The organism is Neoroseomonas terrae (genome assembly GCF_018129025.1).
GTDB lineage: Bacteria > Pseudomonadota > Alphaproteobacteria > Acetobacterales > Acetobacteraceae > Neoroseomonas > Neoroseomonas terrae.
This window is the reverse complement of the sequence record NZ_JAAEDI010000020.1, coordinates 112,187-123,138: the sequence shown is the minus strand read 5'-3', so window position 1 is coordinate 123,138 and position 10,952 is coordinate 112,187. Positions and strand designations below refer to the sequence as shown.

Sequence of the window (10,952 nt, the reverse complement as noted above, 5' to 3'; positions counted from 1 at the left end):
CGATGCCGCCGCACGCATCGCCGCCGCCGAGCGCGCCCGCGCCGAGGCGGACCGGCTGCGCGCCGCAGCCGACGCCCAGAATGGCGACGCGGCTACCCGCGTGGCCGGCGCCGAGGCGACCGCCGCCGAGCAGACGCGCCTTGCCGACAGCGCGCGTGCCCAGGTTGCGCTGCTGACGCGGCAGATCGAATCGCTGCGCGCGGAGATCGCGCGGCTGGTCACGGCGCTGGAGCTGGAGGAAGCGCAGGGGCGTGACCGCGATGCGCAGATCAGCCTGCTCGGGCAGCGGCTGAACGCGGCGCTCGCCGCCCGCGTCGAGGAGCTCCAGCGGTACCGGTCCGACTTCTTCGGCCGGCTGCGCCAGGTGCTGGGTGAGCGGCCGGAGGTGCGCATCGTCGGCGACCGCTTTGTCTTCCAGGGGGAGGTGCTGTTCGCGCCGGCTTCCGCCGAGTTGTCGGACGCCGGGCGGCAGCAGGTGCGCGACCTCGCCCGCGTGCTGCTGGAGGTCACGCCGCAGATCCCGCGCGAGATCGCCTGGGTGGTGCGCGTCGACGGCCATGCCGACCGCACGCCGATCCGATCCGCCCGCTTCGCGAGCAACTGGGAACTGGCGGCGGCGCGGTCCATCGCGGTGGCGCAGCTGTTGATCGCCGAGGGGCTGCCGGCGAACCGCGTCGCGGCGACGAGCTTCGGCGACACCCAGCCGATCGACGATGGCGAAGGTGCGGGAGCCTATGCGCGCAACCGCCGCATCGAGGTCCGGCTGACTGACCGCTGACGCCATGCCCATCACGCAGACCGAGACCATCTTCGTCGCGGCGCGCGCCGCCATCGTGGTGCTGTGCCTGCTGTCGCTGCTGCTGGTCGGCCGGCAGGCCTGGGTCGGCGGCCAGCCGCGGCGGAGCCTCTGGCCCACCCTGTTCTGCGCCGGCGGCCTGCTGCTCGCGGCGGCCCTGCTGACGGCAAACGATCTCTACGCGGCGCTCGCCCCCGGCGAGCAGCTTGCGACCTATGGCGGCGCATGGCTCTGGCTTGTCTTCGATGCGGGCGTGCCATTGCTGATGATCCAGGTGCTGAGGCTGATGCGACAGCGCGACGAGGCTTTCGCGGCGCTGGAGCGGTTGTCGGTGACCGATGCGCTGACCGAGCTCGCGAACCGGCGCGGCTTCGAGCAGGCGGCCGCCTCCGCCTTGTTGCAGGCCCGGCGTCACAGCGAGCCGACGTCGCTGATCCTGTTCGACCTCGACCGCTTCAAGGCGATCAACGACGGCTACGGCCACGCGGCGGGGGATGCCGTGCTGCGCGGCGTGGCGGCGGCGCTGCGCCGGCAGGTGCGGGCCACCGACGTCGCCGCGCGGCTGGGCGGCGAAGAGTTCGCCCTGCTTTGTCCGGGCACGACGCTGGAACAGGCCGCCGCATTGGCGGAGCGGGTGCGCGCAGAGATCCGGGACGCGGTGCCGCACCCTGCGGGGAGCGACACGCTGGTCACCAGCTCGGCCGGCGTGGCGCCGGTGCAGTGGGAGAGCGGGCTGGAACCGGCACTCAACACCGCCGACCGGGCGCTTTACGCAGCGAAGGCTGCGGGCCGGGACCGCGTGGTGGTGGCGCCGGGCTGAACGGCCGCCACGCGCCGTGCATTGCGCCCCGGCGCGCCGGGAGCCGGCGGTGCCCCTCAGCCCAGCGAGGCGATGATCTGGCGCGTCGTTTCCTCGGGGAACGCCTTCACGGTCCTGGTGCGGACATTGCCCATCCGCCCCAGCATCAGCGAGAAGCGGGCGGACACGGCATCGTCCGGCGCCTCATAGATCGCGACCATGTCGCATTCGCCCATCGTCATGTAGAAGCCATGCATCTTGCCGCCCATCTCGCTCAGCATGCCCTTGGCGGCATCGAGCCGGCGCGGGGATTCCGCGATGGCGGAAATGCCCTGGTCGGTCCAGGACCCGAACATGATGTAGGTGCCCATCGGCGCTGCTCCTTTCCGGCCGTGGTCGGGGAAACGGGAGAAAGCCTGCCGGGGCGAACGCTAGCACTCCGGTGCCGGCGCGTGCGCCTGTTTTCGACCCGGCCGTCTACGCCTGGTGGCCCGCGTACTCAGTACCGGGTGCAACTCTCCGGCCTGCTTGCCTTTTCGCGGTGTGCGGCATCCCCGGCCCGACACGAGCCCCTGGCCGCGGGGGTCAGAGCAACCGGGCCTCGAAGGGCGGCGTCAGGTCCGGGGCCTCAAACTCCACAACCCACAGATCCGGATCGCGCTTCACCTGGCGGTCGACATAGGCGGTGGCGGCGTCCTCCTCGACCGGCGCGGCACCCGTGCCGCGCATCCAGGCCGCCCGCCCTTCCGCGTCCCGCGCCTGGGAGAGCACGACGAAGCCGTCCCGCCCGCGCAACAGGCACAGGATGCCGCCGGAATCCGGGTCCCCCTTGCGCAGCACCGCGGCCGGCCGGCCGGCCATGTCGGACAGACGGATCGCCATCGAGACCCAGATGCCCGCCTTCACCTTCGCTTCCATGCCGGCCAACCTGCCACGCGCAGCCCCTTGCCGGAAGGCGCGGACCGCGCCATTGACCGCGCCTCGACGAGGGTTGCGGCATGAGCGATCGGAAGATGACGGAGGCGCAGCGCGCCTATGAGGCCAAGCGCGCCGCCAAGGCGGGCATGAGCCTGGATAAGTGGCTGGCGGACAAGGAGAAGCGGGCCGCGGCGGAAGCGCGCGAGGAAGCCGCGGCGGCCAAGGCGGCGGCGTCGGCGCCGGCAAAGAAGCCGGGGTTCTTCGGGCGTTTGCTGGAAAAGGCGCAGAAGCCGCTGTGAGGCCGGCCGCGGAGGGATAGGCGAGAGGACCTGTCGCCGCCCTCGCCGCGCGCCGGCGCGGAGGCTTTGCGTGCAGGGTCCCGGAGATGGGCGCCTGGCCCATTTTGCGCGAAGGTGGGATCGGAGAAAGCGCTGCCCCTCCGAACCGCCTCTGGCGCGTGCATCACCTGGACCGCAATCCGTCGTGCCGGGGCGCTTGTTACCTCTCCAGGCGCGCTCTGTGCGCAAGAGCGGATTCCACGCACTTTCCCTGACCGCGACGCGCGGCACCAGGTCGAGGTTTGCAAAGGCCCTTCGGCCTTTGCTGGGGTGGCTTGGAGGGGCAAAGCCCCTCCAACCGCGGGTGAAGCCAGGCGCGCTACCGGCCCCCGGCCCGCCTGTCACACCGTCGGCGGTGCCTCACGCTGCGCCTTCAGTTCGTCGCGGATCTCAGTCAGCAGCTTTTCGGTCGCTGTCAGCCCTGGTTTGGCGGTCGCCTTCTCGACCGCCTGGGATGCCTGCAGCTTCGACAGGATCTTCACCAGCCAGAACACCGCGAAGCCGACGATCAGGAACTTGATCACCGCATTCAGGAACGACCCGATCGCGATCACCGATGCACCGCCCTGGCGGGTCGCCTCCAGCGAGGCCTGACGCTCGCCGAACAGGACGATGAACAGGTTGGAGAAGTCGATCCCGCCCATCAGGATGCCGACGACCGGGTTGATCAGGTCTTCGACGACCGAGCTGACGATGGAGGTGAACGCGGCGCCGATCACGACGCCGACGGCCAGGTCGATGACGTTGCCGCGCATGATGAAGGCTTTGAATTCCTTCATCCAGCCTGGCTCCTTGAGCGGGATGCGGGTCGTGATCTTGTTCGCGAGGTCGCTCATGCGGTTCTGCCCTCTCCTCGGCGTTGGGGGAGGCCGGCCCGCGGGGCCGGCTACGGCAGAGTTATCCCGCGTTCCAAACAGCATGGCCAGCAACGCGGGAGTTGGGTCATCACTGCGGCGTGGATTGTTCCGGGAGGAAGGCGCTGGCGCGTCGCGGGTGTGCGGCTCATCCTGCGGTCATGACGGCGCCGTTCGACCAGCAGATCACCTTCCTCTACGCCGAGGACCCGGCGCCGTCGTGGCGCTTCTACGAGGAGGTCCTCGGCCTCGTCCTGGCGCAGGACCAGGGCACTTGCCGCATCTATGCCCCGGCGCCGGGCGGGCGCGCCTTCCTCGGCGTCTGCCGTGCGCGAGGCCCGCGCGTGACGGACAACCCGCGCGTGCAGGGCGGCGCGATCGTCACCTTCGTCGTGCATGACGTGGAAGGCTGGCATGCGAGGCTGGTCGCGGCGGGTGTCGAGACGGCAACGAAGCCCAGCTTTTCGGAGGCCTACCGCGTCACGTCATTCTTCTTTCGCGACCCTGCCGGCTACACGCTGGAGGTGCAGCGCTTCGAGCGCCCGGACTGGCCCGCGCCGGCCCGGGCTTGACAGCGACCCGCCGCGTCGTCTCAAGAACGGTGATCGCTTCGATCGCTGTTCCCCTTCGCCGCGGCAACGGGCATGGTGGTCGCAATAACCAACTTGGGGGCTTCCTCTTGGCCGAATTCTGGGCCGATTGGGGTGCGCTCGCCTATCTCGGCGCCGCGCTCTGGGCTTTCTTCGAAGGGGAGACGTTCGTCCTCGCCGCCTCGGCGATCGGCGCGACGGTCGGGCTCGTCGACCCGTGGATTCTGCTCGGCTCCGTGTGGGTCGGGTCGTATCTGGGCGACCAGACCTGGTTCTACCTTGGCCGGCGCTACGGCCCGGCGCTGCTGAACCGATACCCGAAATGCCGTCCGCGTGCGGAGAGCGCCGCGCGGCTGCTCCAGCAATACGGCACGCTGTTCATCCTGACGTTCCGTTTCCTTTACGGCATCCGCAACGTCGCCTCGGTGGCCTGCGGCATTGCCGGCTACAGCCGGCTGCGCTTCGCGGTGCTGAACTTCTTCGCCGCGGGCATCTGGGCGGGCAGCTTTGTGGCTGCCGGCTGGTTCCTCGGCGCCTGGCTCGGCATAGAGCGGTTGTTCTGGTCGATCTGCGGCATCGCGGCGGCGGCGCTGGTGTTCTTCATCCTGCGCCACTTCTGGTACCGCTCGCGCACCCGCATCCGCGCGACGGCGGCGGAATAGTCACGCCGCCTGCGCAAGCCGCGTCGCCGGGGGCGGGTGGTCGACCGGGTCGGATGAAGGCGACGGCCGAGCCGTCAGTTCTGTTCACGCGTGGTGGGTGCTTGGCGGAACCCGGCCTCGACGATGTGGGTCAGGATGGGACTGTTCGATGGCCGCCGGCCCGGACGGGGCGGCAGTGGGGCATGCGCCGTGCAGCGCATGCCCCGGGGCGCCGTCAGCGGGTAAGCATCGTCTGCGGTAGCCAAGTCACGATGGCGGGAAAGACCGTGACGATCGCTACCGCCACCACCATGAGGAGGAAGAAGGGCAGCGTGTGGCGCATCACCTCGAACATGCCCTTTCCGGTCAACCCCTGCAGCACGAACAGGTTGAAGCCGACGGGCGGCGTGATCTGCGCCATTTCGACCACCAGCACGATGAAGATGCCGAACCACACCAGGTCGAAGCCCGTGCTGCTGATGATCGGCAGCACGACCGACACCGTCAGCACGATCATGCTGATGCCGTCGATGAAGCAGCCGAGGACCAGGTAGATCACCGTCAGGCAGGCGATGATCATGAAGGGGCTGAAGCCCTGCGACCCGACCCAGGCTGCCATCGCCGCCGGGATGCCGGAATAGGCCATCGCCTGGGTCAGGAACGCGGCACCCGCCAGGATCAGGTTGATCATGCAGGACAGCCGCACCGCGCCCATCAGGCTGTCCTTGAAGGACGTCCAGTTCAACGACCCGCCCCAGGCCGACAGCGCCAGGGCGCCGACCACGCCGAACACGGCGGCTTCGGTCGCCGTCGCAACGCCCAGGTAGATGCTGCCCATCACGAACAGAATCAGCAACACGACCGGGATGAGCTGCCCGCTTTCCCGCAGCTTCTGTCCGAAGGACATAGGCGGATCCGACGGCGGCGTCTTGTCGGGGTTCAGCATCGACCATACCGCGATGTAGCCGCTGAACAGCACCATCAGCATGATGCCCGGCAGAACGCCCGCAATGAACAGCCGGACGATCGAGACCTCGGCCGCCACGCCGTACACGATCATGACGATCGACGGCGGAATCAGCAGGCCGAGCGTGCCCGCGCCGGCCAGTGACCCGATGGCCATCGGCAGATGGTAGCCGCGCTGCGTCAGGGCCGGCAGCGACATCTTGCCGATCGTGGCCGTCGTTGCGGCCGAGGACCCCGACACGGCGGCGAAGATGCCGCAGCCGATCACGTTCACATGCATCAGCCGGCCCGGCAGGCGCTGCACCCACGGAGCCAAGCCGCGGAACATGTCCTCCGACAACCGCGTGCGGAACAGGATCTCACCCATCCAGATGAACAGCGGCAGCGCGGCAAGGGTCCAGGAGGCGATGGATTGCCAGATAGCCGTGCCCATCACCTTCTCGGGTGGCATCGCCGGCATCGCCGGGATCAGCATCGGTAACACCACGACGCCGACCAGCCCGACCATGGCAAGCGCGAGGCCGATCCACACGCCAAGGCCAAGGAAGACGAACAGCGCGCCAAGCAGCAGCAGCCCGGCTTCGGTTTGAGCGAGTTCCATCAGAGTTCCTCCGCCGCCCGTTCCATCGCCGAGGCCTCGGCAGCGCGGCGATAGGAGGGCGTGCCCCCCGAGAGATGCACCGCCAGGTCGTCGATGAGGCAGATCGCGAACAGCGCGACGCCGCTGCCCACCATGCCCTGCGGCACCCACAGCTTCCACGCGATGGAACCCTGCGCGACGTCCTCGAACTCGAAGCTGTCCCAGGCGAGGTCGAGCATCGAATAGGCGAAGAAGGACACGAGCCCCGTGGTCAGCAGCAGCGCGATCGTCTCCATGACGAAGCGCGGCCCGCCGGACAGCCGCCCGATGATCAGGTCCACGCGGATATGCGCCCCGTGGCGGAAGGCATAGGCCAGCGGCAGGGAGGCCGACCCCGCGACCGCGAAGGCGGTCAGGTCGTCGGCACCGAGCACGGTGAGGCCGAACTGACGCCCGACGACCTGCGCGGCGATGATCGCGGCAATGGCAAAGAGAGCGACACCACCGAGGATGCCGCCAAGGACATAAAGGCCGTCGAGACCTCGTCGCAGGGCGGTCATCGCCGTACGTCGCCTGGCTGCAGGGTTGGGGACATTCCTCGTGATTCTCCCTGGGTGAAGACTCGATGCCGGCCGGGGCCAGCGGTCGATCATGCAACGGCCGCTGCGCGCCCGTCGATGCACGCGCCGCTGCCGCGGCCGGGCCGCCCCGGCGGATGGACGGGGCGCCCGAACCGCGCCGTCAGGCAATCGAGGCGCGATACGCCTCCATCAGGCGCCGGCCGTCGTCGCCTGCCTTGGCGACCCATTCGTCCGCCTGCATCGCGCCGATGCGCGCGAGTCCCTCCATCAGCGCCGGCGACGGCGTGCTGACGGTCATGCCGCGCTGGGCGAGCATCGCCTGCTGGCTCACCATTTCGGCGTCGGAGGCCGCCCAGCCGCGTTCCTCGGCCGTCGCCGCCGCGCTGCGCACCGCCGCCTGCACATCGGCCGGCAGCGCGGCGAAGTCGCGCTGGCGCACGAACACCATGTTCTGCGTGCGGCTGAGGCCGATCGGCGTGAAGAAGCGGCAGAAATCCCACGCCTGCACGTCCACCCCCGTCGCCGCCGAGGTGAGCATCACGTTCACCACGCCCGTCGCGAAGGCCTGCGGAACCTCGGCCTGCTGCACCAGCGTCGGCGTGGCGCCGGCGAGCGTCGCGAAGCGGCTGGTCATCACGTTGAAGGTGCGCATCTTGGTGCCGCGCAGCGCATCCAGCGTGTCGATCGGGGTGTTGGTGTAGAAGCCCGACGGCGGCCACGGCACCCAGTAGAGCATCGTCAGCCCCTGGCGCTGCAGCCGCGCCTCGACATAGGGCCGGCGCAGCGTCGCCAGCTTGCGCGCCATGTCGCTGGTGGTCGCGAGCTGCGGGACGCTGTCCACCTCGAAGAACGGATCCTCGTTGCCGTAGGCGGAGAGCATGATCTCGCCAAGCTGGACCTGCCCGGTCTGCACGCCGCGCTTGATCTCCGGCATGCGCAGCAGCGACGCGTTGGAGTGCAGGGTAAGCTGCAGACGGCCGCCGGCGGCCGTCTGCACGTCCTCGATGAATGAGCGCAGGTTCCGGGTCTGGAAGTTGCCGTCCGGATAGGCGGAGGCCACCTGCCAGCGCGTCTGCGCCTGCGCGGCGCCGGAGGTGGCGGCGACGGCAAGGCCGCCGCCGGCGGCCAGCAGGCCGCGGCGATTGATCGTATTCATGAATGGCGCCCTATAGGGTTTCCTGATCAGGGGCCATTTGTCCGCCGCCGGGCGATGGACGCAAGGGGACCCCCGCCGCAATCGCGGTGTGCGGCGCCGGACTGCCTGTGTTGCGGGCTGCGCGCGCCGGGGTTGCCGCCGCCGCGCGCAGGCCCCGTCAGCTGGCCCGGTACTGCTCCAGCAGGCGCTTCCCGTCATCGCCGACGCGCTGCGCCCATTCGTCGGCCATGATCCGCCCGACCCGCGCGCAATCGTCCAGCAATTGCTGCGTCGGCTGCGTCACCCGCATCCCGCGGGTGGCCAGGGTCTGTTCGGTCTCGCGCTGCGCCGCCTCGGCGAGCTGGTAGCCGCGCGTCTCGGCGCGGGCGGCGGCGGCGCGGATCGCGTCCTGCTGCTCGCGCGGCAGCCCCTCCAGCGCGCGGCGGGAGATGAACACGGCGTTCTTCGTCATGGTGAAGCCGAGCGGCGTGAAGACCCGGGCATAGTCCCACGACTGCGTATCGACGCCGGTGGCGGCCGAGGTGACCTGCGCCTGCACCACGCCCGTCGCGAAGGCCTGCGCCAATTCGGCCGACTGGACGAGCGTGGGCTGCGCGCCGATCAACTGGGCGAAGCGGTTCGTCATCGGCGAGTAGGTGCGGAAGCGCGACCCGCGCAGCTGCTCGAGGCTGGTGACTTCCTCCTGCGCATAGAGCCCGGCGGCCGGCCACGGCACCGTGTAGAGCAGCACCAGCCCCTGCCGGCCGAATCGGGCGTCGAGGAAGGGCTTCTGCAGGTCAGCGAGCTTCTTCGCCTGCTGGAAGTTCGTGACCAGCTGCGGCAGCGCATCCGCGTCGAACATCGGGTCTTCATTGGCATAGGCGGTCAGCAGGATCTCGCCCATCTGCACCTGGCCGGTCTGCACGCCGCGCTTGATGTCCGGCATGCGAAGCAGCGACCCGTTGGAATGCAGCTGGATCGACAGCCGGCCGTTGCTCGCCCCCTGGATCTCCTCGATGAAGCTGCGGATGTTGCGGGTGTGCAGGTTCCCGTCAGCATAGGCGGAGGCCATCTGCCAGCGCGTCTGCGCCTGCGCGGCAAGGGGGGCGAGGGCCGCAGCCCCGGTGGCACCCAGCAAGGTGCGGCGATGCATGGTCATGTCCGGCGTCGTCCTCTCCAACCGCGCGGCGGCGCCGGGCGGGCTGAGCGGCAAGGATGTGCAGGGACGCGACGGCAGATCAAGCCGTTGCGACGCCGTTCACCGGCCTCTTGACGCAACATGCACGCGGGCAGTGTGCTTCCGTCGCGCCATGCACGGCGCACGGGAGGAAACCATGCCTGCATTACCTCGGCTGGCCGCGCTGGGCCTGGCCGTGTCGCTTGCCTTTCCCGCCATTGCCGCCGACCTGCCACGGGCGCAACGGGCGGAGGATGTCGGGCTTTCCACCGAGCGCCTGTCGCGCATCGGCGAGTGGCTCGAAGGGGAGGTGCAGCGTGGCGCCATCCCCGGCGCGATCGTGGTGATCGGCCGCCGCGGCAGCATCGCCTATGAGACGGTGGTCGGGTTCCGCGACCGGGAAGCGCAGGCACCCATGGGCGCCGACGCCGTGTTCCGCATCGCGTCCATGACGAAGCCGATCGTGTCGCTCGCCGTGATGATCCTCGCCGAGGAAGGCCGCCTGTCGATCGCGGACCCGATCGGCCGGCATCTGCCGGAGTGGCGCGAGACGCCGCGCGTCGGCGAGATGGTGCGCAATGCGGAGGGCACGACGGCGATGGTGCTGGTCCCGGCGCGCCGCCCGATCACCGTGCAGGACCTGCTGCGCCACACCTCGGGCATCACCGACGCCTCGCCGGGCGACCACCCCGTCGCGGCGGCGTATCGCGAGAGCACGGTGCGCGCACGGACCAACACGATGGAGGAGATGAGCCGCAAGCTCGCCGCCCTGCCGCTGCTGCACCAGCCCGGTACTACCTGGGAGTATTCCTGGTCGACCGACATCCTTGGCCGGCTGGTGGAAGTCGTTTCCGGCACGGACCTCGACACCTTCGTGCGCACGCGCATCACCGGGCCGCTCGGCATGACCGACACGGGCTTCATGGCGCCGAACGCGGGCGCAGGACGCATCGCCCAGCCGCAGAACGACCCGGCGACCGGCCGCCGGCCCGCGATGCCCGATCCCACCGATCGGCCGGCCTGGTTCTCCGGCGCCGGCGGCATGGTCTCGACGGCGCGGGACTATGCGCGCTTCACGCAATTCCTGCTGAACAAGGGCGAGCTCGACGGCAAGCGCATCGCGTCCCGCCACACCATCGACCTGATGGCGGCGGACCACCTGGCACCGGGCACCGCCACGCGCGACGTGGTGCGCGGGCGCTTCGGGCCTCTCGCACCGACGGCGGAGATGGGCCAGGGCTTCGGCCTCGGCTTCGCGGTACGCAACGATGCCGGACGCAACCCGCTGCCCGGCAGCGTCGGCGACTACTATTGGGGCGGTGCGCACGGGACGTATTTCTGGGTCGACCCGGCCGAGCAGATGTACGTGATCCTGATGATGCAGTCGCCGCAGATGCGCCTGCCGTACCGGCTGCTGCTGCGGCAATATGCGTATCAGGCTTTGCAGTGATGCGGGGGATGGAGGGGCGTTTGCCCCTCCGATCTTCGCGGGCGGAAATCGCCAGATCGGCGGAAACGCCGAACCATCATCCGGCGCCGGTCAGCCGCGGATGACGACGGGCACGTCCCTGGTCCTC

Annotated in this window: 13 protein-coding genes; 6 read left to right on the top strand and 7 right to left on the bottom strand. The window is 69.8% G+C overall.

All coding sequences use genetic code 11. The features are described 5' to 3' along the window. Both GXW78_RS18930 and GXW78_RS18925 read left to right on the top strand, forming a co-directional pair. The coding region (locus GXW78_RS18930) for a peptidoglycan -binding protein (RefSeq protein WP_211870451.1) at positions 1–778 on the top strand (778 nt) is incomplete at its 5' end. A 4-nt stretch (positions 779–782) separates the two neighbouring features. Next, positions 783–1,616: a GGDEF domain-containing protein gene (locus tag GXW78_RS18925; protein WP_211870450.1), complete on the top strand. Its 834-nt coding sequence runs from the start codon at positions 783–785 to the stop codon at positions 1,614–1,616. 56 nt (positions 1,617–1,672) lie between these two features. Here GXW78_RS18925 and GXW78_RS18920 read toward each other — a convergent pair whose 3' ends face one another. Beyond that, positions 1,673–1,966, bottom strand: coding sequence for a GYD domain-containing protein (locus GXW78_RS18920; protein WP_211870449.1), 294 nt, complete (start codon positions 1,964–1,966; stop codon positions 1,673–1,675). A gap of 214 nt (positions 1,967–2,180) precedes the next feature. Beyond that, positions 2,181–2,513: a DUF1491 family protein gene (locus GXW78_RS18915; protein ID WP_211870448.1), complete on the bottom strand. Its 333-nt coding sequence runs from the start codon at positions 2,511–2,513 to the stop codon at positions 2,181–2,183. A 95-nt stretch (positions 2,514–2,608) separates the two neighbouring features. Between GXW78_RS18915 and GXW78_RS18910 the strand changes: the two genes are divergently transcribed. After that, positions 2,609–2,812, top strand: coding sequence for a hypothetical protein (locus tag GXW78_RS18910; protein WP_211870447.1), 204 nt, complete (start codon positions 2,609–2,611; stop codon positions 2,810–2,812). Between the two features lie 380 nt (positions 2,813–3,192). Here GXW78_RS18910 and mscL read toward each other — a convergent pair whose 3' ends face one another. Further along, the gene (gene mscL / locus GXW78_RS18905; protein ID WP_211870460.1) at positions 3,193–3,687 is read right to left on the bottom strand and encodes a large conductance mechanosensitive channel protein MscL; all 495 of its coding nucleotides are present in this window, start codon (positions 3,685–3,687) and stop codon (positions 3,193–3,195) included. 179 nt (positions 3,688–3,866) lie between these two features. On the opposite strand from mscL, the gene GXW78_RS18900 reads away from it, so the two are divergent. Together GXW78_RS18900 and GXW78_RS18895 are read left to right on the top strand one after the other, a co-directional pair. Further along, the gene (locus GXW78_RS18900) at positions 3,867–4,277 is read left to right on the top strand and encodes a VOC family protein (protein ID WP_211870446.1); all 411 of its coding nucleotides are present in this window, start codon (positions 3,867–3,869) and stop codon (positions 4,275–4,277) included. Positions 4,278–4,384: 107 nt separating this feature from the next. Next, positions 4,385–4,957, top strand: a complete 573-nt coding sequence (locus GXW78_RS18895; protein WP_211870441.1) for a DedA family protein — start codon at positions 4,385–4,387, stop codon at positions 4,955–4,957. 214 nt (positions 4,958–5,171) lie between these two features. On the opposite strand, the gene GXW78_RS18890 is transcribed toward GXW78_RS18895, so the two are convergent. From GXW78_RS18890 to GXW78_RS18875, 4 genes are all read right to left on the bottom strand, one after another. Beyond that, complete coding sequence (locus tag GXW78_RS18890; RefSeq protein ID WP_211870439.1) at positions 5,172–6,503, bottom strand: TRAP transporter large permease; 1,332 nt, start codon at positions 6,501–6,503, stop codon at positions 5,172–5,174. Continuing rightward, on the bottom strand, positions 6,503–7,042 hold the full coding sequence (locus GXW78_RS18885) for a TRAP transporter small permease (RefSeq protein WP_211870437.1): 540 nt from the start codon (positions 7,040–7,042) through the stop codon (positions 6,503–6,505). Before GXW78_RS18885 ends, GXW78_RS18890 begins: the two co-directional genes overlap by 1 nt. A 181-nt stretch (positions 7,043–7,223) precedes the next feature. Next, positions 7,224–8,219 carry a TRAP transporter substrate-binding protein gene (locus GXW78_RS18880; protein WP_211870435.1) on the bottom strand — a complete coding sequence of 332 codons (996 nt, stop codon included), beginning with the start codon at positions 8,217–8,219 and terminating at the stop codon, positions 7,224–7,226. A gap of 157 nt (positions 8,220–8,376) precedes the next feature. After that, positions 8,377–9,357 carry a TRAP transporter substrate-binding protein gene (locus GXW78_RS18875; protein ID WP_211870433.1) on the bottom strand — a complete coding sequence of 327 codons (981 nt, stop codon included), beginning with the start codon at positions 9,355–9,357 and terminating at the stop codon, positions 8,377–8,379. A gap of 175 nt (positions 9,358–9,532) precedes the next feature. Between GXW78_RS18875 and GXW78_RS18870 the strand changes: the two genes are divergently transcribed. Next, a complete protein-coding gene (locus GXW78_RS18870; RefSeq protein WP_211870431.1) occupies positions 9,533–10,825 on the top strand; it encodes a serine hydrolase domain-containing protein in 1,293 nt (430 codons plus the stop codon). Positions 10,826–10,952: the final 127 nt, after the last annotated feature.

Excerpts from the sequence above, each read along its gene's own strand:
- mscL (WP_211870460.1), bottom strand. The coding sequence starts at position 3,687 with ATGAGCGACCTCGCGAACAAGATCACGACCCGCATCCCGCTCAAGGAG.
- GXW78_RS18870 (WP_211870431.1), top strand. The coding sequence starts at position 9,533 with ATGCCTGCATTACCTCGGCTGGCCGCGCTGGGCCTGGCCGTGTCGCTT.
- GXW78_RS18900 (WP_211870446.1), top strand. The coding sequence starts at position 3,867 with ATGACGGCGCCGTTCGACCAGCAGATCACCTTCCTCTACGCCGAGGAC.
- GXW78_RS18920 (WP_211870449.1), bottom strand. The coding sequence starts at position 1,966 with ATGGGCACCTACATCATGTTCGGGTCCTGGACCGACCAGGGCATTTCC.
- GXW78_RS18890 (WP_211870439.1), bottom strand. The coding sequence starts at position 6,503 with ATGGAACTCGCTCAAACCGAAGCCGGGCTGCTGCTGCTTGGCGCGCTG.
- GXW78_RS18925 (WP_211870450.1), top strand. The coding sequence starts at position 783 with ATGCCCATCACGCAGACCGAGACCATCTTCGTCGCGGCGCGCGCCGCC.
- GXW78_RS18910 (WP_211870447.1), top strand. The coding sequence starts at position 2,609 with ATGACGGAGGCGCAGCGCGCCTATGAGGCCAAGCGCGCCGCCAAGGCG.
- GXW78_RS18880 (WP_211870435.1), bottom strand. The coding sequence starts at position 8,219 with ATGAATACGATCAATCGCCGCGGCCTGCTGGCCGCCGGCGGCGGCCTT.
- GXW78_RS18875 (WP_211870433.1), bottom strand. The coding sequence starts at position 9,357 with ATGACCATGCATCGCCGCACCTTGCTGGGTGCCACCGGGGCTGCGGCC.
- GXW78_RS18915 (WP_211870448.1), bottom strand. The coding sequence starts at position 2,513 with ATGGAAGCGAAGGTGAAGGCGGGCATCTGGGTCTCGATGGCGATCCGT.
- GXW78_RS18885 (WP_211870437.1), bottom strand. The coding sequence starts at position 7,042 with ATGACCGCCCTGCGACGAGGTCTCGACGGCCTTTATGTCCTTGGCGGC.